Genomic DNA, 26,906 nt, shown 5'->3' on the forward strand with positions numbered 1-26,906 from the left:
CGATTGCTACTCGCTATGACAAGTTAGCCTGTCATTTCCTCAGTGCGATTCATTTAGTTTCTTGTGTCATTTGGCTTAATTGATGACACGCCCTAGATAATCAGATAAAACTACGCCCAGTACACGAAAGTGATAAAATAAGGCTCAGCGCTGTAAATACAGTCTGGGCTTTTTTGTGTTAGCTATTTAGTGGCTTATTAATATTTATTTACCACTGATTGAGCGTCGATTGAGCATCTGGTTCAATACAGGATTTGCCTTTTTGCTGTGTAATAAGAGACAATGTGACATTTTTTCTATTTGTGTCACGAATCATTGCCTTATCACAATAATGCTATGATCGATGCTGATACTATTTATGCTGCCTATGCCGCTATTTTTTATTTATTTTTATTCGTGTTTTCACTCATATTTATTGGAAGTCTGCTGAACCATGCTTGATATTGCAAAAGATCCGACTCGGCCTATCGCCTTAGATTTACAAGACGTCCATAAAAGCTATGGCTCATTGGCAGTGCTAAAAGGGGTGTCCCTTACCGCATATGACGGTGATGTCATCTCTATTTTGGGCTCATCAGGCTCAGGTAAATCTACCTTGCTGCGCTGCATTAATTTGCTCGAAAAGCCCAATCAAGGTCGTATTATTATCGGTAATGATGAGCTGATGCTCAAGCCTGCCAAGTCAGGTGAGCTGCAAGCGGTCGATATTAAGCAATTGGAAAACTTGCGCGCGCGTGTGGGTTTTGTCTTCCAAAACTTTAACTTATGGCCGCATAAAACGATTTTGCAAAACATCATCGAAGGGCCAACCCAGGTTTTAAAGATTAAAAAAGATCAAGCCATTAGCGATGCTGAAAAGCTGCTCGATAAAGTCGGTTTGCTTGATAAAAAAGACGCCTATCCAGCGAATTTATCTGGTGGTCAGCGTCAGCGTGTCGCTATTGCCCGTGCGCTTGCCATGCAGCCACAAGTGCTGCTATTCGATGAGCCAACCTCAGCCTTAGATCCTGAGCTGGTCAATGAAGTGCTCGCCGTCATGCGTGAGTTGGCAGAAGAGGGGCGTACTATGCTTATCGTCACCCATGAGATGCGTTTTGCGAGAGAAGTATCAAGCAAAGTGGTGTTCTTACATCAAGGTGTGATTGAAGAGATTGGCACGCCCGAGCAAGTTTTTGATAATCCTACCTCTGAGCGTGTCAAAGACTTTATGGCATCGCATCGTCAGAACTAGCCTCCTATTTAGTATCCGTTTTATATGCAAAAATGGGGTGGTAATATTCTTACCACCCTATCGTCATTTTATTTTAAGCATAAAATTACTGCTTAGTAAGCAGCGTTGAGCGTTTATTACCCGTTAATAACAGTCGGTATGTAAAACGTTTGTTTTTGATATTTTACTCAGGTATTATCAAAAGGTTTACAGGTGGTCGATAATGACGGCTGCTTGTGTATTCTGCTATCTATATTGCTTGTCTGGCAGGGACGTCAGAGAACAAAATATCAGAACCCTACATTAAAAACCCATCAGAATTTAAGGAATGTATGATGTCGAATTCTCGCCTATTGTGGTCATCGATGACCGTTACCGCCGCATTGATGCTGAGCGCCTGTAGTCAACCGGCTAATGAAACTACTGATAGCAACACTGACGCCACTGCAGCAGAAACGGCTGGCAAGACCATTCGTATCGCGACCGAAGGTGCTTACCCTCCTTTTAACTACACCAATGCTGATGGCAGCTTGGCAGGCTACGATATTGACGTTGCCAATGCCTTGTGTAAACAGATGCAAGCCAAATGTGAAATCGTCGCTCAAGATTGGGATGGTATTATTCCAGGTCTTTTAGCACAAAAATATGATGCAGTGATTGCGGGTATGTCTATTACACCTGAGCGTCAAGAAAAAGTCGACTTTACCGAGCCTTACTTTGCTAATACGATGGTTTGGCTGACCGATACCAAAGGCAGTTTTGATCCTATGGCGATCAAAAATTTGACACTTGGTGGTCAACGTTCAACCACGCCTGGCGCTTATTTACAAGATAACTATGAAGGCAAAGACGGCAATACTGTGCAGTTGTATGACAATTATGACAATGCTTATCTGGATCTAAAGTCTGGTCGTAGCGATGCGGTATTGGCGGAAAAAGTCTCTGCCAAATCATGGTTGGCAGACAACCCTGAAGGCTTTGGTATCGTTGGTGACGAAATTGACAATGACGACAATATTGCCATTGCTGTTCGTAAAGGTGACGCACTCAGAGACGACTTTAATAAAGCACTCAGCGAAATCCGTAGTAACGGTGAGCTGGCACGTCTTGAGCAAGCGAACTTTGGTCAATAATCTTCTGATTGAAAAATGAAGGAATAGCAAACATGACAATATCAATGACATCATCATTAAAAACTAAGGCGCTTTGGCTTGCGCCATTAAGTGCCGCGATGCTTATGCTGGCTGGTTGTAATAATAGCGCCACGCCTGAAGATGGTGCGGCAGCTGACACCACAGCCGATGCACCTATGAACATAAAAATTGCCACCGAATCAAGCTATAAGCCGTTCAGTTATACCGATGCTGATGGCAAGTTAATTGGTTATGAGATTGAGCTGGTCGACGCTCTGTGTGCACAAATGAAGGCAAAATGTGAAGTCATCTCACAAGATTGGGATGGTCTCATTCCTGGTCTAAATGCCCAAAAATTCGATGCAATTATCGCAGGTATGTCGATCACGCCTGAGCGTAAAGAAGTGGTTGAATTCACTGACCCGTACTTTCACACCGGCATTATCTTGATCGGTAAAAAAGGTGATGACATTCGCGTCGATGCATTAAAAGGTCAGCCCATTGCCTCACAGCGCTCAACCGTCGCTTCACAGTACTTGCAGGATGAACATGCAGATGCTGATATCAAGCTTTATGATACCCAAGATAATGCGTATCTGGATCTGACTTCAGGTCGCGTACGGGCAATGATGTCCGATAAAGTCACTGGCATCGATTGGCTAAAAACGGATGCTGGCAAAGACTATGAAGTGAAAGGACAAGAAATCAGCACCGACGAAGATGCCATGGGTATCGCGCTTCGTAAAGGCGATCCATTGGTCGCTAAGTTCAATAAAGCGTTGGCTGAATTAAAAGAAAACGGTACTTATGACCAAATCACAGGCAGCTATTTTGGCACCAGCTCTACTGCTGCTGCGCAAAAAGCCGTGGCAACCACCGACGTAAAAGAAGTGATGGTGGTTGAAGGTGATGATGCTGTTGAAGTGAAAGAAGAATCAGCTGAAGCGGCGACTAACTAATATCATAGCTCATCTCTGTGCTCGGCTGATATGGCTGTCACGTATGGCGATATTCACTCATAGAGATGAGTGTTACTTTACTAACAAACCCCAAGGATGATCATGAACAACCATTTTGACCAACACCGTGCAATCGCGAACGCATCCGTTATCAATGGCATCAAGGCGCGACGTTTTTCAGCGCCCTTGCTTGCGATGGCGGCGCTTTTAACCTTAGCAGGATGTAGCAATGGTCAAAATGATGCAAATGATGATGTCAGCCCAGACGCCGCTGAGACCGCAGCGACGGGTGATGTGTTACGTATTGGTACCGAAGGCGCTTATGCTCCCTTTAATTATACCAATGCGGATGGCACCCTTGGTGGTTTTGATGTTGATATTGCCAACGCTATCTGTGCTGATATGAAGGTAGCATGTGAAATCACGGCGCAAGATTGGGACGGTATCATCCCCGGTCTAAAAGCGGGTAAGTACGATGCGATTGTGGCCGCCATGTCGGTGACGCCTGAGCGTGAGCAACAAGTCAGCTTTACAGAGCCGTACTTTAGCAATACCTTGGTGTTTTTGGCCAAAAAAGACAGCAGCTTTGATCCCAGTAATAGCGATGATATCAATGCGCATTCTATTGCCGCTCAGCGCTCGACCATTTCTTCGCAGTGGTTAGAAAAGGTTTATCCAAATGCTGATATGAAGCTTTATGACACACTCAGTAATGCATTTTTGGATTTGGGTTCGAATCGTGTTGATGCGATGGTGTCTGATAAGCTGCCAGCGCTAGAATGGCTTGGCTCCACCTCAGGCAGTCAGTATGCGCTCAAAGGTCAAGAGATTGACATCAATGATAATTTTGCCATCGCGGTGCGTCCAGGCGATGCATTGCAAGCAAAAATCAATAAGTCATTGGTCAATATTAAAGCGGATGGCACTTACGATAAAATCAATCAAAAATATTTTTCGATTCCAGCGTCAAGCTCAACGGTCACTACTGAGCCGACAGAAAAACCTGCTGAATAAGTCTTAAAATATATTTAGCACTGTTGCATCGTAACCGTGAGAATGGTGATTTTTACTAGGGCGTGTCCTCATTTTAAAAATGGTGATAAAAATGAGGTAAATTGCAGTCAAACAAGGAAAATAGTGCAGATAATATCGAGATATTACCTAGCTATTTGACGATGTTTGGCAAGATTTAACCATTTTTAGCTCATTTAGATTGCTATCAATTGAATTGAGGACACGCCCTAGGTTAATTTGAATTCCATTTCATAGGAAGGGTATTGCTTCAATAGCGATATCCTTTTTTTGTTTTTTATAAAAAATAGTTCGGTCTTGTGATATTGACTGTTCGGTTTGTAAAAATATGACTAATCTAATGCATTTTTAAGAAGATAAGCGTCTATTTAAGCACTGCTTTTACGTGTGAGTATTAACATAGCTGGCAGCGAATATGATAAAATCAGCGCTCATTTCTACTGTGTCAATTTCCGCCGCAATAATCGTATTGATTTGACGTCGATCTATGACGCAAAGCACCAAGGTCTATTTGGTATAAAATACGCTTATGAGCAGCGCTCAGCGATTGATGCTGATTCTTTTAACTCATATTTTGCAAATTGCTAATATAAAGAGACTGAGTGGATAATTGTGTTTGATTTACAAGGATTTGGCGCGCTACTACTGAGCGGCGCTACCGTCACCATCAAGCTTGCCATGACCAGTTTAGTCATCGGCATGGCTTTAGGGCTGCTCGGTGCCACAGCTAAGCTGTCCAATGTCTGGCTGCTGCGTAAAATTGCGACTGTATATACAGCGACAATGCGCGGTATTCCAGAGTTGCTATTGGTACTGTTTATCTATTACGGTGGCTCTATGCTGCTGATGACGATTCTCAAGAAATTCGGCTATAACGAATATGTTGAGATCAGTGCCTTTTGGGGTGGCGTGATGGCGTTGTCTATTGCGTTTGGCGCTTATGCGACTGAAATTTTTCGCATGTCGATCCAAGAGATTCCGATAGGGCAGAAAGAGGCGGCGCAAGCAATTGGCATGCGTCCTTTTCAGACGTTTTATCGCATTACCTTGCCACAAGTTTGGCAGATTGCGTTGCCAGGATTGGGCAATTTGTTTTTGGTGTTGCTCAAAGATACCGCATTGGTATCAGTTGTGGGTCTCAAAGACGTCATGTATCAGGCGTCACGTGCCGCCCAATCAACGCAGCAGCCATTCACTTTTTATATGGCAGCGGCGATTATTTATCTGGGTTTAACCATGTTGATTACTGGTTTTATGATGTGGCTCGAATGGCGCGCCAATCCAGCGGCACGCTATGCTAAAAAGCTGAGCCGTCAGTCAACCCACCGTCAATCGACCATAGGATAGAGGAGAAATACTATGGATTGGAATTGGCAGGTTATTTTTGATAGTATTCCTGATTTATTAAACGGGGCAGTATTGACCGTACAGCTGGTGGTTATCTCAGGTATTATCGGTCTATTTTTTGGTTTGGTTTTAGCCCAGTTGCGCTTGTCAAAAAACTGGCTGGTGCAGATACTACCATTTTCTTATATCTTCTTCTTCCGTGGCACGCCGCTGCTGGTACAGATATTTTTGATTTATTATGGTCTAGGACAGTTTGAGGCTATACGGAATTCGTTCTTATGGGAACCTGTGCTCAGTCAAGCGTATTGGTGTGCCATCATTGCCTTTACCATGAATACCAGTGCTTATTTGGCAGAAATCATTCGCGGTGCGATTCAGACCATTCCTGTTGGTGAGCTCGAAGCAGCTGACGCTATCGGTATGTCGAAATGGCAAAAGCTTACGCGTATTACCTTACCCCGTGCCTTTGGTATTGTCATTCCAGCTTATAGCAATGAAGTGATCTTTATGCTAAAAGGCAGTGCGCTAGCGTCAACCATCGCTTTGATGGATATCACGGGTGTCGCTCGAACCATTAGTGCGCGAACTTATACCTTGATGGAGCTGTTCTTTGCTGCTGGTATTATTTACCTTTTATTATCATGGGTGATTTTGTTTAGCTTTAGGTTGTTTGAAAAAAGAATGAATCGCCACACAAGCTATGTACCGCCTGATGTAATGACCAACACCATACCTTAAGGGTTTGGCTCAAAATAATGCTAAAAAATCAATGAAATAGCGGGTTAATATCTTAATATTAACCCGCTATTCTTTTGTTTAACTGCCATTTATCTCATTTTTATGACTATTTTAAAATGAAGATAAGCCCTAGAAAAATAGCGACAGATAGTGCAGTATGTATGACCAAACTATCAATAATCTGCTGTGAGTGCCTAGTATGAGCCAATCATCCCATATTTCGTTAATCAATGCGATTGCTGCCAGCGTCAATGATGACGCGAGCATCGCAATGGTTAACGATAGCGTACGTGCATCCATCGGCAAGGTGGTCTGTGTCGGTCGTAACTATGCGGAACACGCCCGCGAGCTTGGCAATGAGATACCAAAATCACCCATCTTATTTATGAAACCAGCATCGTCAGTGATCAGTGTGCGTCATGATATCGTCCGTCCCAATCCAGCGATATATGGTGAGACTCATTATGAAGCTGAGCTGTGTGTACAATTAGCAGCAGACTTATCGGCAGCCACGCTTGAACAAGCACAGCAAGCGATTGGTGGCGTGACTTTGGGGCTGGATTTGACCTTACGTGACTTGCAAAGTAAGCTCAAAGAAAAAGGTCATCCATGGGAGCGTGCTAAGTGTTTCGATGGTGCCTGTGTACTTGCTGATTGGATTGATCCGCAAGCGTTTGGTGATTTTAGTCATGTCGAATATCAGCTTTATATCAATGATGAGCTGAAGCAAGATGGTGACAGTGCCTTGATGCTATTTCCAGTTTATGAATTACTGGCAGAGATTAGCCATGCCTTTAGCTTACAAGCAGGTGATGTAATTATGACTGGAACGCCAAGCGGCGTTGGCATACTACAAGCAGGCGATGCGTTAAAATTGAAGCTCGGTGCCCATGAATGGCAGGCGCAGGTTCAATAAATTTCTGTAGCAGCACTATTTTATCAGTCGTCAAATGCAGCGACGCCATCATGAAATCCCAAGTTAACGCTTGGGATTTTTTTTCGTTTTATGAAGTGCTTACAAAGTGTTGTCATGAGACTGTCATCTATGTTTCAACGTTCTGTCATAAACTCTCGGTAGACTTAGGCGTAATTCGTATTTTTGTGGTGATAATTGTAAAGCCGCGACCAACTCTCCGCCAATCCAGCCTAACAGCAAGGTGACTGATAATGACATTATTGAATAATAAACAACCACTTGCCCATGAAGTCGTTGAAGATTCTAATCCAACTGACAATATCGATTTTCAAACCATTATTAGTCGTCGTTTAAATCGTCGTAGTATCCTAAAAGGTGGCACAGGATTGACGGCGGCGGCTTTTTTTGGGGCGCTACCTTTGGTTGGCTGTAGCGATGATGATGATGACAGCAGTCCTATCAAAAATACTGATAATAACGCGGCTATCCCTGCACAGGGCGATCTCAAACGTCCCGAAACTTTGAAGTTTACGGCAGTGGCGCATTCAACTGCCGAAACGATGAGCGTGGCAGCAGGCTATAAAGCCGAGATGATATTACCACTTGGTACGCCGCTGATATCTGGTATCGATGATTGGAAAGACAATCGAGAGCAGTCGGCAGAGTCATTCGAGTGGCGCATGGGTGATAACCATGACGGCATGTGGTTCTTTGGTAAGAATGGCGGCGCTTATGATGCCAAAGCGTCAGATAATGGCCTGCTAGTCATGAATCATGAATACGTGAATAGTAACGAATTGAGTCCGTTTGGCTACTATGTGACCCAAGATGATAATGCTGCTCCGATATTTAAAAACCGTCGCCTTGCGAGCGATGTGCGCCGTGAGGTTAATTGCCATGGGGTAGCAGTGGTCGAGATGAAACGCCGCTCTGATGGCATGGGTTATGAGATGGTGACTGATTCGAAATATAATCGCCGTCTCACGAGTAGTAGTACGGCGCAGTTAACAGGGCCCGTTGCTGGCTCTGATTTGGTCAAGACTAAGTTTGATCCGACAGGCTTTCAGACTCGCGGCATCAATAATAACTGCGGTGCAGGTTTGTCACCTTGGGGCACCTATCTGACCACCGAAGAGAACTTTTTAGGGGTATTCGCCCGTGGGCAAGATGCTAGCCAATTAAGTGATGGGCAAAACTATGGTCGCGAGCGCTACGGTGCAACAGAGGATTTCCCAGGCTGGGAGTATCTGTGGCACACACCTGAAGCCAAAGATGCCAAGATAGCCGATGAGTTTTCGCGCTGGGATATGACCGCCGTCGGTACCAGTGCTGCTGACGATTATCGTAATGGCTTTAATACCTTTGGCTATATCACCGAAATTGACCCTTTTGACCAAAACTCTATGCCGCAAAAACGTACGGCACTGGGACGTTTTGCCCATGAGAATTGCGCCTATGCGCCCGTTGAACAAGGCAAACCGGTGGTCTTTTATATGGGCGATGATGCTCGCGGCGAATATATTTATAAGTTTGTCTCCAAAGCCACATGGTCAAATAGTGATATCGGTGGTGGCTTAAAAGCGGGCGATAAGTATTTGAATGACGGTACGCTTTATGTTGCTATCTTTAATGAAGATGGCAGCGGTGAGTGGAAAGCACTCGTCCATAGTCAAAACGGACTGGATGCCTCCAATACGGTATTGCCTTTTAATGGGCAAGATGAAGTTCTGGTTTTTGCTCGTGCCGCAGCAGATGTGGTCGGCGCCACCAAAATGGATCGACCAGAGTGGGTGTCGGTTAGCCCTATGACTGGTGAGGTGTACGTCACATTGACCAATAATAAATACCGCGGCGTACGCGAAGATCAACCTGTGTCAGCCTCTAATCCGCGTAGCTATCAGGCAGGTGAAAAAGCGGCAGGTAATGACAATGGTCATATTATTCGCTGGGCAGAAGCAGGTGGCGATCATGCGGCCATGAGTTTTGAGTGGGATATTTATCTGTTTGCCACGCCTTATGATCTGACCGCAGAAAATTTGTCACAGTTAAATGATAGCAATGATTTGTCTTCTCCCGATGGTTTGTACTTCGATCCGCGTGGCGTATTATGGATTCAGACCGATGATGGTGCTTATACCGATACCAGCAGTTGTATGTTACTGGCGGCGCTGCCTGGTAAAGTCAGTGATGGGACAGCCATAACGACCTCAGCAGGGCAACAGACCCGAGTCGGCATGCCTGCTAGTAATGACAATATCAAACGTTTTTTTGTCGGTCCAGAAGGCTGTGAAGTAACAGGTATTACCATGGCTCCTGACTTTAAAACCTTATTTATCAATATTCAGCATCCGGGTAATACTTGGGGTGCTATTGCTGGAGGCAGTACGCCGCGCTCAGCGACCGTAATGATTACGCGTGAAGATGGTGACGTCATACTTGCAGAGTCGTTTGTCTAGTTAGACATTTGCATGAGTAATGATGTGTCTTTCTCAACAAAAAAATCCCAAGTCATGGCTTGGGATTTTGGAGGATAGTTATTAATATGCAAGCATTGGTATTAAAGGATAGCGCCTTTCTTTGACAATAAAGATACTTGATAGTTAAATCATTCTCTTCTGTTTATGACAATTACAGGATAGTATGGAAAATCCCTTCAACTGCTTGATATGTTAACACTATGACCAGTCCAAAACCTTTAGAAACCATTCATGATTTATTTGCCACCACTCGGCGTCCAACTGCTATTGAGTCGGATACTGGTGAAGGTTTTCAGGGCGATGTCTATGAAGAGCTGGCGAAACTCGAATATATCTATGTCGATGAGCTGAGCGCCGAGACGGTGGACAACAGTTATAGCAAACCGCATCAGCCTATTACGTTGGTTGATTTTTTTGAAGGCTTGGCTCAGTTGGCAACGATGGGCGTGGTGGAGGTCACTGATATTGTAGAGGCTATCCATCGTGAGATTCTGCTGCGTCCTTTAGGGCGGTTTAATAAAGGCAATATTGAGCACTGGCAGCGCGGTATCACGGGGCGGATTTATGGCACGGTGCGTTATACTATGCAATTGGTGGGCAATAATCTTGCCTCAGGGCTGCGTCTTTATAACACTGTTTCTAAACCCAAAAAAATACAACCTTTACCCAAAAACTTACGTCGCTTGGTCAATATTCTAAATGGCGTCATGGGCGATCACCTTATCACTCATCACAATCCATTGGCAGTATCGATGGTGCTATACGATGAATACAATCGTGTACAAAGTGGCGCGCTGTCCGGGCGTATTATTATCTTGTGCCATGGGCTTTGTATGAGTCACTTGAGCTGGCAGGTATCTGGAGAAGGCAATTTGGGTGAAGTGTTGGTCAATCACTTGCCAAAAGCGACGGTGCTGTATTTAAACTATAATACGGGTCGGCGTATTTCTAGCAACGGACGTAGCTTTGCAAAAGTCTTGCAAGATTTGGTTGAGAATAATCCAGACGTCACTCAAATAGATTTAATCGGTCATAGTATGGGCGGTTTGTTGAGCCGTAGTGCGTTGTTTTACGGTAAAGAGCAAGGCTTTAGCTGGGTCAAACGCGTAGGGAATCTTGTCACCTTAGGCTCACCGCATCATGGCGCAAGCTTGGAGCAGATTGGACATTTTGTTCAAGATAAAATCGCTAAGCTGCCTTTTGCAGGATCATTGGCTAAATTGGGCGACTTGCGTAGCGCTGGTATTATAGATTTACGTTACGGCAGTATTCGCGATGCTGATTGGAAGTCTACCGAAGGGCGCAGCGTGCTGCCAGCAGAGTTTCGTCATCCCACGCGTTTACCCCTGCATGTGAATACCTATTTAGTGGCGGCAGCTTTGATTGAAACTCATTATGAATCTAAGACCACAAGTTTGCTTGGGGACGGGTTGGTCTCAGTAGAATCAGCGCTCGGCGAATATACCGAAGAGCATACGCTAGCAGTACCAGAGGGACATAAGGCGATTTTTTATGGGGTCAATCACATGAATTTAATCTACAGCGATAGAGTACATGAGCAAGTTATTGCTTGGCTATTGGATAACAGGCTAGGCGATGCCCATGATGCAAAGTATGGGCTTGATAGTCGTATCTATTCTTATCCAGAAGTGGATGAAGTAGCCAATTAAGCGTGCTCGAAACCATTTATATCGTCAGTCATAAATTTCAAGCCCTGACGTTAAAAACCCCCAAGCGACACACTTGAGGGTTTTTTTATTACTAAGCGAGCTGCACTAAATCCTAATTACTCAGAAAATATCGTGGTCACATCGTCTTTATTAAATTTATACATCTCGCCACAAAAGCCGCAATCCATCTCAAAGTTACCGCCTTGCTCATCAATGATGTCTAAGGCTTCTGCTTCACCGATTTGCTCAATGGCCATCTCACATTTCTCACGTGAGCAGGTACAACCAAATGATAAGGCAACAGGGTCGGGCGCGACGACATTTTCTTCATGATACAAGCGATAAAGGATTTCGTTGGCATCAAGCGTGGTCAACTCTTCAGCTTTCACTGTCCGTGTCAAAACGCTCAGACGTGTCCATAAGTCATCGTCGATACCCGCATCTTGGTTTTGCTCGACTTCATAGGTTTCTTCAGCAGTACGAGGAAGCATTTGTACCAACATTCCACCCGCTTGCAGACCATCAGACGCCAAATTAATCAAGGTTGGAATCTGCGCCGATTGCTTTTGGTAATGCGCTAAGCAGTCTGCCAAATTGTCATGGCTGCGCTCGACGATGCCTTGATAGGCTTCGCCGCCTTCAGGCTGAATGTTAATAAACAACACGCCTTGACCCATCGCACCCAATTCAGCAAATGCCTCTTTGGCATGAGTCATATTTTCCCACGCCTGTACTTGCTCATCAGTTTCACCCTTCCAGCTAGCAAGGGCACGGATGATACCGTCTTGATTGCATTCTGCCATTGCCCAGTTTAGCAAGCTATCGCTGTCTGATGATTGCAATTGAATGGACAGATGACCATTGATTTTGACCGTGCCGATAAGCAAACTCGCTGCTGTCAGCATCTCACCCAATAAGCGCTTGATCGCTTCAGGATAAGGCTTTTGGGCTATCGTACTGGCATAGCTGCGTGATAGGCGCACCACATCACCGCGCACTGGCGAATCTTCAATAAAGAAACGTTGGCGTACGTCATTGTCACTATGGTTGCCAGCGTTCTGGCTGTCCGTATTAGGGACTTGAGTATCTTGTGTCATAGGTCATTTATAGTATTAAGAAGTTGTTAGCTTTATGGGGATTCATCGTGATTTATCAATTGCCCGTTAGATATTGTTTAACAGATTAAAGGCGTTTATTGGATAGTTATGGTGATACTAAGCCCGATATCCTTAAAAAATAAGCCTCATTAAAAATTTTTTACCCACACCCGCTATTTTGTTGTACAGTAACATTAAGTTGCATTGTGATAAATAACAGCAACAACAACCGCATGGATGCGTGGCAATAAGGTCAATGAATAAGACCTGTGTCGTCCAAGCACTCATTCAATCTTGTGATAATGTGATAACAGGATGTATCTCATGAGCTATCTATCTTCTAGGTCTTTCTCTAAACCTTTAACTCTCGCTGCTTTTATGGCACTAGGTCTTGCAGGGTGTAATAACAGTAGCCAAACCAGCACTGATGCGCCAGCAGATGATGCAACAGCGACAGAAACCACTACCAACGGTACTCTACAAAAAATTAAAGACTCGGGTACTATCGTGGTCGGTCACCGTGACTCTTCTATTCCATTTTCTTATATCGCTGACGACCCAAATCAGCCGATTGGTTATGCGCACGATTTGGAGATGAAAGTCGTCGAAGCGGTTAAGCAAAAGCTAAACATGCCAGACCTCAACGTCCGTTATAACCTTATCACCTCACAAACCCGTATTCCCTTGGTACAAAACGGCACGGTCGACTTTGAATGTGGTTCGACCACCAACAACGAAGAGCGTCAAAAACAAGTGGCATTCTCCAACGGTTTCTTTGAAATCGGTACGCGTCTATTGACCAAAAAAGACTCAGGTATTCAAGATTTCGAAGACCTAAAAGGTAAAACCTTAGTCACCACCGCAGGCACAACTTCAGAGCGTTATATTCGTCAGTATAACGATGACAACAAAATGGACATGAATATCATCTCAGCAAAAGACCACGGCGAAGGCTTCCTTATGCTAGAAAATGGTCGCGCTGATGCCTTTATGATGGATGATGTACTACTTGCTGGCGAAAAAGCCAAAGCAAAAAATCCTGATGAATGGGTCATCGTCGGCACGCCGCAATCGTTTGAGATTTATGGTTGTATGATGCGTAAGGATGATCCTGAGTTCAAAGCAGTGGTCGATGAAGCGTTAGCGAATGTCTTTAAATCAGGGGAAATCAACAGCATTTATGACAAGTGGTTCTTAAACCCAATCCCACCAAAGAACGTCAATCTAAACTTTGAGATGTCTGACAACTTAAAAGCCTTGATTGCCAGTCCGCATGACAGCGCTCAGCCGAAAGTTGCGGCGGCACAGTAATTATTGTCCTGCAACATAGCTTGCTTACGTGTTCAGACTGATGTTGATATCAATCTGAACACGTAGGATTTTCAGTCGCTGCTCGGAGAGACAACCATGAATTATAGCTGGAACTGGGGTGTGCTCTTTGAGCAGACTGGTATCGGTAATGAGCTTTATATCCATTGGATGATTACTGGTCTTGGCTGGCTACTATTGATTGGTAGTATCGCATGGGCCATTGCTATGGTCGTAGGTACTATCTTTGGCATCATGCGTACTTTGCCTAATAAGACCGCTCGTGCCATTGGCACCACTTATGTGACATTTTTTCGTAATATTCCATTGCTTGTTCAGTTGTTCTTTTGGTTTTATATTGCACCTGGCTGGCTCACGCCCACGATACAAGAGTGGTGGTATAAGGATTTATCTCCCAACACGTCAGCCATGCTCTCAGCGAGTATCGGTCTTGGCTTATTTACCGCCGCTCGTATCGTTGAACAGGTGCGTACAGGTATTGAGTCGTTGCCCGAAGGTCAGATCAATGCTGCTTATGCGCTAGGCTTTAGTATTCCGCAAGTCTACAAAGAAGTGCTGCTACCGCAGGCCTTTCGTATTATTCTGCCACCGCTCAGCTCTGAGCTGACCAACTGCTTCAAAAACGCCTCCGTCGCCTCATTAGTGGGGGTAATGGAGCTGATTAGTCAAACCAAAACCATCAGCGAATACACCCAAAACAGCATCGAGATTTATACCTACGCGACGATTATTTATTTAATATTTAACTTATCATTGATTGCTATTATGGGGTTAATTGAGCGCAAACTGCGTGTACCTGGGCTCATTGCAGGAGGTCAGAAATGAACATGATGACCGAATTGGCAACAGCCTATCCTGGTTTGATGGGCGGTATGATTACCACCTTAAAGGTGCTGTTTTTGGCGATTATTGGTGGTATTAGCTTAGGAACGGTATTGGCGTTGATGCGCTTGTCTGGTATCAAAGCGCTTGAGATTCCAGCAAAGCTATACGTCAATTACTTCCGTTCTGTACCGCTACTACTGGTGCTACTGTGGTTTTACTTTGCCGTACCGATGATTTATTTTTGGATAGCGGGTAAGTACTTACAACTTGATGCTGCTTTTGCCTCTTGTGTGGTTGCTTTTATGATGTTTGAAGCCGCTTACTTTTCAGAGGTGGTGCGTGCTGGTATTCAATCGATTGGTAGTGGGCAGGTCAATGCCGCCAAAGCGCTGGGTATGACTTATGGGCAGACCATGCGTCTGGTTATTTTGCCACAAGCCTTTCGCAAAATGCTGCCGCTAATCTTGCAGCAGTGTATTATTTTATTCCAAGATACGACGTTGGTTTTCGCTATTGGTTTGACAGATTTTTTCCGCGCCGCCTATGTACGCGGTGAGCTGATGGGTTTGCTGACGCCTTACATTTTGGGTGCTGGTGCGGTGTATTTTATCATCAGTGTCAGTGCCTCCGTGGGTGTACAACAATTGCAAAAGCGTTTGCGATTTTGATAGATATTTATCTTGGGTTGCGCTTTTTGAGTGTTGAGGCTTTGGTTGAGTAGTTGATCTAACTTTTCTTAAATGACGATTATTAAAAACAATGTGGTTAGGAGCCAGTGATGAGCAAAGCTGATACATACTTAAATGCCTTTGGCGGACTGGTCACCAACAATGGTCATGCTAGTGATGAGATAGTCATTCAAATGTCCGATGTCAGCAAATGGTATGGGGATTTTCAAGTATTGAGTGATTGTACGGCGCATGTACATAAAGGTGATGTCGTCGTCGTGTGCGGGCCATCAGGTAGTGGTAAATCAACCTTGATTAAAACGGTCAATGGACTGGAGCCTTTTCAAGAAGGTGGGATCATGGTAAATGGTATCTCAGTTGGTGCGGCAAAAACCAATCTGCCAAAATTACGCAGCCGTGTCGGCATGGTCTTTCAGCATTTTGAGTTGTTTCCGCATTTGACCATTATTGATAATTTGACAGTCGCTCAAATTAAAGTATTGGGTCGCAAAGAGAGCGAGGCCAAGCAAAAAGCCATGGCATATTTAGATCGCGTCGGACTAACGGTGCAGGCCGCGAAATATCCCGCGGAGCTATCGGGTGGTCAGCAGCAGCGTGTTGCAATTGCACGAGCGCTGGCAATGGATCCTGTAGCGATGCTCTTTGATGAGCCGACCTCTGCGCTTGACCCTGAGATGATTCAAGAAGTACTTGATGTTATGGTCGAGTTGACTCGCGATGGCATGACCATGATGTGTGTGACCCATGAAATGGGCTTTGCCAGTCAAGTAGCCAACCGTATTATCTTTATGGACGAAGGTCATATTGTCGAGAACTGTAGTAAAGATGAGTTTTTTGAAGGGGCAAAAAGTGACCGCGCGCAACTGTTCTTATCGAAGATTTTGAATCACTAACCATTTATATGTTTTTTCTCATGCAGCTCTAGGGTGATATCAAGCGTCTATTTATAGGCGCTTTTTTGTGCGTGATAGCTTGATGCATTTGACCGTGATGTTGATATGGTTGGCTATATAAGTGAGTAGATGAGTGTATGGCTGTTTACTGATACAATAGCGGTCAATATTTTTGATAATTAAAATAATTCATAAACCGTATTGGAGTTCATATGAGTGTAGAAAATTCATTAGTAGAATCATCTAAAGGTATCGTTATTATCGGTGCAGGTTTGGCAGGCTGGCATGTCATTGATGCCATTCGTGCAAAAGACAAAGACATCCCGATTACCTTAATTACTGCCGACAGTGGCGATCGTTATCACAAGCCAATGCTGACCATGGCGATTAGCCAAAAGAAAAGTGCGGCAGATTTGGTCAGAGCAACTGGTGTTGATGCCGCAGAAGCTGCAAATGTTAAGCTACTTGCCAACACGCAAGTAACGGATGTTGATACAACCACTCAACAGTTACAGCTTATCTCTGCACTGCGCTCAGATCCTGTTTATACCAATTACGCCACAATCGGCTATGACAAGCTGGTGCTTGCGATGGGCGCGCATCCTATCTTCCCAAAAAGCTTGCCAGAGGATTTGGTATGGCACGTCAATCATATTGAGCGCTTTGGACAGTTGCAAGAAAAGCTAGCCACTGGCAGTCAGCACGTCGCTATCGTTGGTGCTGGTATGGTCGGGACGGAGATTGCAGAGGACTTATTAAAAGCAGGTCATCAGGTGACACTCATTGATTTAAACGATGCGCCGCTATCACAAATGCTACCGCCAAAAGCAACTTCTCGTATCGTCCAAGCGGTGAAGTCGCAAGGGATTAACTTTTTGGGAGGTTATCAGGTATCTGCTATTACCCGTATCAGTGATGGAAAACTGCAGGTCAGTTATGAGGTGCTAGCATCAGCGACAGACAGCAGTACTGCTAAGTCAATTGAACCGCTCATCGTAGATCATGTGATTGCCAGTACAGGTCTGACCGTCGATGACAAACTGCCTACCGCAGCTGGTGTCGATTTTGACCGTCGCACTGGGATCGTGGTTGATGCGCCGACCTTGCGTACCAGTACAGCCAATATTTATGCGATTGGTGACTGTATGTCTATCGATGGTGTACCGTGTCGTTACGTCGCACCGTTGCGTGCGCAGGCTGCTACCATTGCCGATGATGTATTGGGTCTAGATCATAATGGCTACGATCATAAGCCACCCATGATTCGCCTAAAAAACAAAGCAATCTCCGTCATGGTGACAGGCGTGCCAAAAGCGACTGGTAATTGGCAGGTCAAGATAGAAAGTGATGAAGAATTGGTCATGGACTTGCTAAATGATAGTGATGAAGTCAGCGCAACGGTAACGATTAAATCGCCTGTAATGCCTAAAACATAATTGTAAAAGTATTATAAATCATAGCCAGTGTTGTCATCTTTATGCAGCACTGGCTTTTCTATATCTATAGTCAGAGAACTAGTAAACCGCTACGGTGTTACCCTCCCTAGAGGTACTATATTATGTACAATCAGCGGTCGGCTGCCTTGTAGCTGGTTTAGATTTCTTTGACTATATAACTTTTTATATCAATCATAATCGATACGTCCTGTATCAATATTATTGACAGGCTTTCATTTAAGAGGCTATATTGGTTAGGGCTTGATTTAATTATAGTCTATGGTGACAGAGAATATTCAAGGAAGAATATGACATTTACCTTTGTAGTCTATTACCGCTCTGATAACAAATATTAAACAGCAAAACGAAAGGACTCGTGATGACTCAGATTACCGATTTTGACAGCATTATTAATGAAAGCACGCCTAATAACAGTATTCTCAATAATATCCCCAAAGTTAATGTAGGCGTGCGTTCAGCAAATGCGCCACTCACCAAAAGCCATGATAAAGGTATTAATGTGCCGCTGATTGAAGCGACAATCGGTGATTTTTTTGATGCCATTGTCAATAAATATCCAGAGCGTGAAGCTTTGGTTTCTCGCCATCAAAATATTCGCTGGACGTATCGCGAACTACAAGAGAAAGTCAATCAGTTAGCGAGTGCCATGATTGAAATGGGACTTGAGATTGGTGATCGCATCGGTATCTGGTCACACAATAATGCTGAATGGCTGCTGATGCAATTGGCAACTGCGAAAGTCGGCGTTATCCTCGTCAATATTAATCCTGCTTATCGTACCTTTGAGCTGCAATATGCACTGAATAAGCTGGGCTGTTCGGCATTGGTATTAATGCGTCATTTCAAAAGCAGCGACTATACACAAATGATTCGTGAGCTTTGTCCTGAGATTTATCATAAGAACTATCAGCAATTAGACTTGGTGGAGATTCCAACGATTGAGCGTATCATTTGGATTGACAAGCCAGCATCTGATGAAAATTTCAATTTTATGCAAAAATTCTCTGCTTGGATGGTAGAGGGTAATGCAAACGACCCTCGCGTAGCTGCGCGCCAAGCCCAGCTTAAGAATACTGATGCTATTAGTGTGCAGTTTACTAGTGGGACAACGGGTACACCAAAAGGCGCTACTTTAACGCATCGAAATATCTTGAATAATGGCTACTTCCTTGGCGAAGGTATGAGGCTGACAGAAGAGGATAGGCTATGCATTCCATTACCACTTTATCACTGCTTTGGCATGGTAGGCGGTAACTTAGCCATTTTGACCCATGGTGGTTGTGCGGTGTATCCCAACGATGGGTTCGATCCGCTAACGGTATTGCAAACGGTGGAAGAGGAAAAATGTACGGCTCTGCTTGGCGTACCGACGATGTTTATCGCGGAGCTTGATCACCCAGACTTTGACAGTTTTGATTTGACTAGCTTACGTACTGGTATTATGGGCGGCTCTAGCTGTCCCATCGAAGTCATGCGCCGCGTCATGGATAAAATGCACATGAGCGAGGTGACGATTGCTTATGGCATGACCGAGACCAGTCCAGCTTCTTGTCAAACCAGCTCGCAAACGCCCCTTGAAAAAAGAGTCTCTACCGTAGGGATGGTGCTGCCCGCGCTTGAGGTCAAAATTGTCGACACTGAAACGGGTGATGTCGTCCCGATTGGAGAGACGGGCGAATTACTCACTTATGGCTACGCGGTGATGAAAGGCTATTGGGGCAGCCGCTTTAAAACACGCGCGGCGATTACTGATGGCTGGATGCATACGGGTGATTTGGCAGTGATGGACGAAGATAGCTATATCACGGTGGTTGGACGTAGCAAGGACATGGTCATTCGCGGCGGCGAAAATATCTATCCAGTAGAAGTTGAGAACTATCTCTATCGTCATCCGAAGATTCGCGATGTACAAATTGTTGGTGTTCCTGATAAAAAGTACGGTGAGGTACTCGCGGCGTGGATTATTGCAAAAGAGCCAAATAGCTTAAGCGAAGAAGAGGTAAGGCAGTTTTGTTGTGACCATATCGCTCATTATAAAGTGCCGACCTACTTTCGTTTCGTCGATGAATATCCAATGACCATCACTGGTAAAATTCAAAAATTCAAAATCGTTGAGCAAATGATAAAAGAATTGGGTCTAGAGTGATTTGAGACTATTAATCACTGGAAAAGCCAGCTTTTTTCTATATATGATAGGGCTGGTTTTTTTGATTTAAGTCATTCAAGAAATTCGTCATTTAATCATGACTGATGAATTTGTCTTATCTTATATTATCATTTTAAATGATACATATTGTATTACTATTATTGACAGTCTTCGATTTAAGACGGTATAGTAGCTAACGCTAGTTAATACCTGTTCAAGGAAGAATGAATCGGTGATAGGCAACTAATAAGCACCATAAAAAGTAAAACGAAAGGACTCGTTATGACGCAAACTTCTGATTTTGATGCGACTAAAATTGATTTTGATACTATTCTAAATAGCATTCCTAGTATTAATATGGGCGCACGCTCAGCAAATGCACCGCTTACCCAGAGCTATGATAAAGGCCCTGATGTGCCGCTGATTGAAGCGACTATCGGTGACTTTTTTGATGCCATTGTATCCAAGTATCCAGAGCGTGAAGCCTTGGTTTCTCGCCATCAAAATATCCGCTGGACCTACCGTGAGCTGCAACAGCAAGTCAATCAGCTGGCCAGTAGTATGATTGAGATGGGACTGGAAATCGGTGATCGCATCGGTATCTGGTCACACAATAATGCTGAATGGCTGCTCATGCAATTAGCAACGGCAAAAGCCGGTATTATCCTTGTCAATATCAACCCTGCCTATCGTACCTTTGAGCTGCAATATGCCTTGAACAAATTGGGCTGCTCAGCGCTTGTACTCATGCGCCATTTCAAAACCAGCGATTACGCCAGTCTCATCAGTGAATTGTGTCCTGAAATTTACCATAAAGACTACACCCAGCTTGATTTGGTCGAGATTCCAACGATTGAGCGTATCATCTGGATTGATGAGCCAGCATCTGAAGAAACCTTTGGATTTATGCAGAAGTTCTCTGCGTGGATGGCGGAAGGCGATGCCAATGATCCACGTGTTGCCGAGCGTCAAGCCCAGCTCAAAAATACGGATGCCATTAATGTACAGTTCACTAGCGGTACAACTGGTACACCAAAAGGCGCAACCTTAAGCCATCGCAATATCCTAAACAATGGCTACTTCATCGGTGAGGCAATGAACCTTACTGAAGAAGATAGACTGTGTATTCCAGTGCCACTTTACCATTGCTTCGGTATGGTACTCGGCAACCTAGCGATTCTCACACATGGTGGCTGTATCGTTTATCCGAACGATGGTTTTGAGCCGCTAACCGTATTGCAAGCGGTCGAAGAAGAAAAGTGTACGGGTCTGCACGGCGTGCCAACGATGTTTATCGCTGAGCTTGACCATCCGGAGTTTAAAAACTTTGATTTATCGACTTTGCGTACGGGCATCATGGCAGGCTCTAGTTGTCCGATTGAAGTCATGCGCCGCGTCATTGATGAGATGCATATGAGTGAAGTGACGATCGCTTACGGCATGACAGAGACCAGTCCAGTATCTTGTCAGACCAATGAACATACGCCGCTTGATAAGCAAGTATCGACCGTTGGTTTAGTGCAGCCAGCGCTTGAAGTCAAAGTCATCAATACTGAAACGGGTGAGACTGTCGCATTGGGGGAAACGGGTGAGCTACTGACACGCGGTTATTCAGTGATGAAAGGCTATTGGGGCAGTCGCTTCAAAACCCGCGCAGCCATCCAAGATGGTTGGATGCATACGGGTGATTTGGCTACGATGGATGAAGATGGTTATGTCAAAATCGTTGGCCGTAGTAAAGACATGGTCATTCGTGGCGGAGAGAATATCTATCCGGTCGAAATCGAAAACTATCTCTATCGTCATCCGAAGATTAGAGATGTGCAAATCGTCGGTATTCCTGATAAAAAGTATGGCGAAGTACTCGCGGCGTGGATTATTCCTAAAGAAGCAGACAGCTTAACCGAAGAGGAAGTCCGCCAGTTCTGTAGCGAGCATATTGCCCATTATAAAGTACCGACTTATTATCGTTTTGTCACCGAATATCCAATGACCATCACTGGAAAAATTCAGAAATATAAAATCATTGAACAAATGAAAGAAGAGCTAGGTTTGTAGTCAGATGATTATTTAATCTGTAATACTAAAGACTATTTAACATCTGTCATATTGAAAATCATTATTATGAGTCAAGACTAAAAGAGAAAAGCCACTCGCATTTACGTATCTACGTATCTACGTATTAAAGAAAAAGGGATGTCATGAGCGCTATCATAACCAGTAAACTGAGTCCAAACGCCGCTGAATTTCAGCAAAATAGTGCCGCCATGCAAGCGGTGGTCGATGACTTATATGGTCACTTACGTAAAGTCGTACAAGGTGGCTCAGAGCGTGCCCGTGCCAAGCATTTAGCACGTGGCAAGCTGCTGCCTCGTGAGCGTGTCGAGCGTTTATTAGATGTGGGTACGCCATTTTTAGAAGTGGCACCGATGGCTGCACACGATATGTATGGCGAAGAGATTCCTGCGGCGGGCGTGATTGCGGGTATCGGTCGTATCAATGGTATTGAGTGTATGATCGTCTGTAATGATGCCACGGTAAAGGGCGGCACTTATTATCCAATGACGGTCAAAAAACATCTGCGTGCGCAAGAAATCGCGCAAGAAAACAATTTGCCTTGTGTCTATTTGGTGGATTCAGGTGGCGCTAACTTGCCCAATCAAGATGACGTGTTCCCCGATAAAGAGCACTTTGGTCGCATCTTTTTTAATCAGGCCAATATGAGTGCGGCAGGTATTCCACAGATTGCTGTGGTCATGGGCAGTTGTACGGCTGGCGGGGCTTATGTGCCAGCGATGAGTGACGAGTCTATTATCGTCAAAGACCAAGGCACCATCTTTTTGGGTGGTCCACCATTGGTCAAAGCGGCGACAGGCGAAGAAGTTACTGCCGAAGACTTGGGCGGCGGGGATGTGCATACCCGTCTGTCTGGGGTTGTCGATCACTTAGCACAGAGTGATACCCATGCGTTGTCGATTGCGCGCAACATCGTTAGCCATCTAAATCGTCCTGCGAAGCAAGTGCCCAATCAAATCAAACCACGTCCACCGCGCTATGATGCCAAAGAGCTATACGGCGTTATTCCAACCGATAAGCGCAAGCCATTTGATATCAGAGAGATTATTACCCGTATCGTTGATGACAGTGCCTTTGATGAATTTAAAGCACGCTTTGGTACGACGCTGGTATGTGGTTTTGCTCATATTGAAGGGATGCCCGTTGGTATTATTGCCAACAACGGTATCTTATTTAGTGAGTCAGCGCAAAAAGGCACGCACTTTATTGAGCTATGTTGCAAGCGTAAAATTCCATTGGTATTTTTGCAGAACATCACTGGCTTTATGGTTGGTCGCAAATATGAAAACGAAGGCATTGCCCGTCATGGTGCCAAAATGGTGATGGCGGTAGCGAATGCTAAAGTACCTAAATTCACGGTCATTGTTGGTGGATCATTTGGTGCAGGTAACTACGGTATGTGTGGACGTGCGTATAGCCCGCGTTTCTTATGGATGTGGCCAAATGCCCGCATCTCCGTGATGGGCGGTGAACAAGCAGCCTCGGTATTAGCAACGGTTAAGCGTGACAACTTCGACCGCAAAGGTGAGGAATGGAGTAGCGAGGACGAAGCGGCATTTAAAGCCCCGATTCTCGATATGTATGAAAAGCAAGGTCATCCATATTATGCCACTGCCAGACTGTGGGATGACGGCGTAATTGATCCTGCTGATACGCGACATGTATTGGCATTAGGACTAAGCGCCGCCTATAACGCTCCGATTGAAGAGACAACCTTTGGTGTTTTTAGAATGTAAGCATTTTCAGGCCTTCCCATAATAAGCTACTACTGCGTCAACCTCATTTGAAGTACGATTTGTACATCTACATTCGGCTTCCTTGTATTAACATTATTATGGATTGACCGAGCGTTTGTTTAAATATTTACATAAAAATATAGAGAAAGTTATGCAAAAAGACAGTGATAAAAATTATAAAAGTCTACTGGTTAAAGTAGAGCAGCACGTCGCCACCGTAACGCTAAATCGTCCTGAAATACGCAATGCTTTCAACGATGAAATGATTGCGGAGTTGACCGAGGTGTTTAGCAAACTTAGCGATGATGATCACGTACGTGTTATCGTCTTAGCGGCGGCGGGCAAGGCATTCTGTGCGGGCGCGGATCTCAATTGGATGCGTGCCATGGCGGATTATAGCTATGAAGAGAATCTAGCAGACGCAGATAAATTAGCACAGATGCTTAAGACTATTTATGAGTGTTCTAAGCCAACAGTTGCTGCTATTCAAGGTGATGTTTATGCCGGTGGCATGGGCTTAGTGGCTGTCTGTGATGTGGCCATCGCTGTCAAAATTGCTAACTTTTGCCTCAGCGAAGTCCGTTTGGGCTTAGCCCCTGCAACGATTAGTCCTTATGTCATCAGAGCACTGGGTGCTAGAGCATCACAGCGCTACTTCTTAAGTGCTGAAGTATTTGATGCCAAAAAGGCACGGCAGCTTGGCTTTATCCATGAGCGGGTTAGCGAAGAGTGGCTGGCTGATGAGGTCGCTATATTTTGTAGAAAAATCGTCAAAAATAGCCCTGATGCAGTCAAAACTTGCAAGCAGCTATTACACGATGTCGCTGGTGCGCCCATCACTGATGAGCTGATTGCTGATACGGTAAAAGGTATCGCTGATATTCGCTCATCAGAGCAAGGTAAAGAGGGCGTGCAAGCCTTTTTGCAAAAACGTAAGCCCAACTGGTTGACGACAGATGAATAATGCACAAGAGACAAATGAGTAAATAAACAAGACCTCAAATAAAAACGACAAGAAACAGGGATAGTTATGTTTTCTAAAATTCTAATTGCCAACCGTGGTGAAATTGCCTGCCGAGTAGCCGCGACTGCCAAGCGTCTGGGTGTCAGCACCGTCGCTGTTTATTCTGATGCGGATCGTGAAGCTAAGCATGTGGCTGTCTGTGATGAGGCTATCTATTTGGGCGGCTCGGCACCGAAAGACAGCTATCTAAAAGGTGACGCGATTATCGCGATAGCGCTTGAGACTGGCGCACAAGCGATTCATCCGGGTTATGGGTTTTTAAGTGAAAATGCAGATTTTGCGCAAGCCTGTCAGGATGTAGGACTGATATTTATCGGTCCATCAGCTGATGCTATCCGCGCCATGGGTGGCAAATCTGAATCCAAGCGATTGATGGAGATAGCGGGCGTACCACTGATACCGGGATATCATGGTGACAATCAAGACGCCACATTCTTACAACAGCAAGCCGATAGTATTGGCTATCCATTGCTGATTAAAGCCAGTGCAGGTGGTGGCGGTAAAGGCATGCGTATCGTAGAGCAAAGTAGCGACTTTGTGGATTTATTAGACTCATGTCGCCGTGAAGCCATTACTAGCTTCGGTGATGATAAAGTGTTGGTTGAAAAATACGCCTTAAAACCGCGCCATATCGAAATCCAAGTATTTGGTGATACGCATGGCAACTATGTGCATTTGTTTGAGCGTGATTGTTCCGTACAGCGCCGCCACCAAAAAGTATTAGAAGAAGCGCCCGCACCAGGTGTTGACATTGCGATGCGTGAGGCGATGGGAACAGCTGCCATCGAAGCAGCTCGTGCAGTTGATTATGTCGGCGCAGGCACGGTTGAGTTCATCGTTGAGCAGCGTGAAGATTCTATGAATTTTTATTTCATGGAAATGAATACACGCCTGCAGGTTGAGCACCCAGTCAGTGAAGCGATTACTGGTGTCGATTTGGTCGAGTGGCAGCTGTTGGTTGCTGCGGGTCAGCCATTGCCAAAAACGCAAGACGATCTGACTATCAACGGTCATGCTATCGAGGCGCGTATCTGTGCCGAAAACCCTGACAATAGCTTCTTGCCCGCGACCGGTACGTTGTTTACGTATCAAAAACCTGAACACAGCACCTTTATAATTGATAAAAATGGTACCGGCGTGCGTATCGATGATGGCGTGCGCGAAGGTGATGTAATTAGCCCATTTTATGACTCTATGATTGCCAAGCTCATCGTTCATGCGCCAACGCGAGAGCAAGCCTTAGCCAAGCTCGATCGAGCACTTGCTCAAACACGTATCGTAGGTTTACCGAATAATGCTGCATTTTTACGCTATATTTTAAATACAGAATCTTTTAGCAAAGCCAATCTCGATACGGCATTGATTGAGCACGAGCGTGATGCGATTTTTAATCAGCAGCCTTTAGCCTTATCGACGCTGGTTGTGACTGCCATTACTCAGCAGCTTGCGAGTGAAGCGACCACGCAGGGCTCAGATCCGTTTAGTAAGCCAACGGGTTTCCGTGCTTATAGCGATTATACTCGCTCATTTAGCTTGGTTTATGATGAGAGTACTTATACTGCCCGCATGAGCAACTGGCACAATGCAAGTTTTTCTGATAGTAAAAAAGGCGTTGAGAACCTCAGTAGCTTTACGCTCGTTATTGAAAAAGAAATCGCTAACACGCAGGATAATAGCAATATTAACGTAGCTGCTCAGACCGAAACAGTTTATGAAGGTCAAGTGAGCTATGTTAGCAGTGACGAAAATAATCATACGTTATGGTTGGATGGTGCCCGTATCAATGCTCAAAGCTGGGTGAATAACGAGACGGTCTATGTGTTCACTGATAGTGGACGTGATGAGATTACGCTTGTTGATATTATGGCACATGTGGGTGAAGAGTCCGCAGCGGTCGGTAGTTTAAAGTCACCGATGCCAGGTCAAGTAGTGGCCTTTAAAGTAGCGGTTGGCGATACCGTGAAAAAAGGCGAGCCGTTAGCAGTTATTGAAGCCATGAAAATTGAGCATACTATTACTGCGCCGACGGATGGTGTGGTGGCAGAATTGCTATTTGCAGTAGGTGACTTGGTCGCTGATGGTGATGAGTTATTACGCATTGATGCTGGCGAAAATCCTGAGAGCGAATAGCTGACATAGCCTCAATAACAGG

General features: G+C 44.8%; 20 protein-coding genes and 1 pseudogene. 20 read left to right on the top strand and 1 reads right to left on the bottom strand.

What is annotated here, in order from left to right; genetic code table 11:
* From C8D84_RS06510 to C8D84_RS06560, 10 genes and pseudogenes are all read left to right on the top strand, one after another.
* A pseudogene (locus C8D84_RS06510) lies at positions 1-83 on the top strand (IS5/IS1182 family transposase); the annotation flags it as partial.
* Positions 84-433: 350 nt separating this feature from the next.
* Entirely contained in the window at positions 434-1,231 is a 798-nt protein-coding gene (locus C8D84_RS06515; RefSeq protein WP_045443533.1) for an ABC transporter ATP-binding protein, read from the top strand.
* 311 nt (positions 1,232-1,542) lie between these two features.
* Entirely contained in the window at positions 1,543-2,343 is an 801-nt protein-coding gene (locus tag C8D84_RS06520; RefSeq protein WP_173936682.1) for a transporter substrate-binding domain-containing protein, read from the top strand.
* A gap of 32 nt (positions 2,344-2,375) precedes the next feature.
* Complete coding sequence (locus tag C8D84_RS06525; protein WP_109590919.1) at positions 2,376-3,302, top strand: transporter substrate-binding domain-containing protein; 927 nt, start codon at positions 2,376-2,378, stop codon at positions 3,300-3,302.
* Positions 3,303-3,404: 102 nt separating this feature from the next.
* Positions 3,405-4,316 carry an ABC transporter substrate-binding protein gene (locus C8D84_RS06530; protein ID WP_407691874.1) on the top strand — a complete coding sequence of 304 codons (912 nt, stop codon included), beginning with the start codon at positions 3,405-3,407 and terminating at the stop codon, positions 4,314-4,316.
* Positions 4,317-4,946: 630 nt separating this feature from the next.
* Entirely contained in the window at positions 4,947-5,681 is a 735-nt protein-coding gene (locus C8D84_RS06540) for an ABC transporter permease (RefSeq protein WP_109590921.1), read from the top strand.
* A gap of 12 nt (positions 5,682-5,693) precedes the next feature.
* The gene (locus tag C8D84_RS06545; protein ID WP_045443544.1) at positions 5,694-6,419 is read left to right on the top strand and encodes an ABC transporter permease; all 726 of its coding nucleotides are present in this window, start codon (positions 5,694-5,696) and stop codon (positions 6,417-6,419) included.
* 271 nt (positions 6,420-6,690) lie between these two features.
* Complete coding sequence (locus tag C8D84_RS06550; RefSeq protein ID WP_228244508.1) at positions 6,691-7,335, top strand: fumarylacetoacetate hydrolase family protein; 645 nt, start codon at positions 6,691-6,693, stop codon at positions 7,333-7,335.
* A gap of 251 nt (positions 7,336-7,586) precedes the next feature.
* Complete coding sequence (locus C8D84_RS06555; RefSeq protein WP_109590924.1) at positions 7,587-9,791, top strand: PhoX family protein; 2,205 nt, start codon at positions 7,587-7,589, stop codon at positions 9,789-9,791.
* A gap of 221 nt (positions 9,792-10,012) precedes the next feature.
* Positions 10,013-11,482, top strand: coding sequence for an esterase/lipase family protein (locus C8D84_RS06560; protein ID WP_109590925.1), 1,470 nt, complete (start codon positions 10,013-10,015; stop codon positions 11,480-11,482).
* A gap of 116 nt (positions 11,483-11,598) precedes the next feature.
* Here the strand turns inward: C8D84_RS06560 and hslO are convergent, their stop codons facing one another.
* The gene (hslO, locus tag C8D84_RS06565; RefSeq protein ID WP_055123454.1) at positions 11,599-12,579 is read right to left on the bottom strand and encodes an Hsp33 family molecular chaperone HslO; all 981 of its coding nucleotides are present in this window, start codon (positions 12,577-12,579) and stop codon (positions 11,599-11,601) included.
* A 324-nt stretch (positions 12,580-12,903) separates the two neighbouring features.
* Here hslO and C8D84_RS06570 point away from each other — a divergent pair, with 324 nt between their 5' ends.
* The 10 genes from C8D84_RS06570 to C8D84_RS06615 all read left to right on the top strand — a co-directional run bounded on the left by C8D84_RS06570 (position 12,904) and on the right by C8D84_RS06615 (position 26,884).
* Complete coding sequence (locus tag C8D84_RS06570) at positions 12,904-13,890, top strand: glutamate/aspartate ABC transporter substrate-binding protein (protein ID WP_109590926.1); 987 nt, start codon at positions 12,904-12,906, stop codon at positions 13,888-13,890.
* A gap of 96 nt (positions 13,891-13,986) precedes the next feature.
* Positions 13,987-14,733 (top strand): amino acid ABC transporter permease, encoded by a 747-nt coding sequence (locus tag C8D84_RS06575; protein WP_109590928.1) that lies wholly within the window; start codon positions 13,987-13,989, stop codon positions 14,731-14,733.
* Positions 14,730-15,401: an ABC transporter permease subunit gene (locus tag C8D84_RS06580; RefSeq protein ID WP_060490392.1), complete on the top strand. Its 672-nt coding sequence runs from the start codon at positions 14,730-14,732 to the stop codon at positions 15,399-15,401. The genes C8D84_RS06575 and C8D84_RS06580 overlap by 4 nt, the downstream gene beginning before the upstream one ends.
* A gap of 194 nt (positions 15,402-15,595) precedes the next feature.
* The gene (locus tag C8D84_RS06585; RefSeq protein WP_170108283.1) at positions 15,596-16,315 is read left to right on the top strand and encodes an amino acid ABC transporter ATP-binding protein; all 720 of its coding nucleotides are present in this window, start codon (positions 15,596-15,598) and stop codon (positions 16,313-16,315) included.
* 212 nt (positions 16,316-16,527) lie between these two features.
* Complete coding sequence (locus tag C8D84_RS06590; protein ID WP_109590932.1) at positions 16,528-17,751, top strand: FAD-dependent oxidoreductase; 1,224 nt, start codon at positions 16,528-16,530, stop codon at positions 17,749-17,751.
* Between the two features lie 379 nt (positions 17,752-18,130).
* Positions 18,131-19,918, top strand: coding sequence for an AMP-binding protein (locus tag C8D84_RS06595; RefSeq protein ID WP_109590934.1), 1,788 nt, complete (start codon positions 18,131-18,133; stop codon positions 19,916-19,918).
* Positions 19,919-20,200: 282 nt separating this feature from the next.
* Positions 20,201-21,976: an AMP-binding protein gene (locus C8D84_RS06600; protein WP_109590936.1), complete on the top strand. Its 1,776-nt coding sequence runs from the start codon at positions 20,201-20,203 to the stop codon at positions 21,974-21,976.
* A gap of 143 nt (positions 21,977-22,119) precedes the next feature.
* A complete protein-coding gene (locus C8D84_RS06605) occupies positions 22,120-23,730 on the top strand; it encodes a carboxyl transferase domain-containing protein (RefSeq protein WP_109590938.1) in 1,611 nt (536 codons plus the stop codon).
* Between the two features lie 151 nt (positions 23,731-23,881).
* On the top strand, positions 23,882-24,694 hold the full coding sequence (locus C8D84_RS06610; RefSeq protein ID WP_109590940.1) for an enoyl-CoA hydratase/isomerase family protein: 813 nt from the start codon (positions 23,882-23,884) through the stop codon (positions 24,692-24,694).
* A gap of 66 nt (positions 24,695-24,760) precedes the next feature.
* Positions 24,761-26,884: an acetyl/propionyl/methylcrotonyl-CoA carboxylase subunit alpha gene (locus C8D84_RS06615; protein WP_109590942.1), complete on the top strand. Its 2,124-nt coding sequence runs from the start codon at positions 24,761-24,763 to the stop codon at positions 26,882-26,884.
* The last annotated feature ends 22 nt before the right edge of the window (positions 26,885-26,906 follow it).

The organism is Psychrobacter immobilis (genome assembly GCF_003148585.1).
Lineage (GTDB): Bacteria > Pseudomonadota > Gammaproteobacteria > Pseudomonadales > Moraxellaceae > Psychrobacter > Psychrobacter immobilis.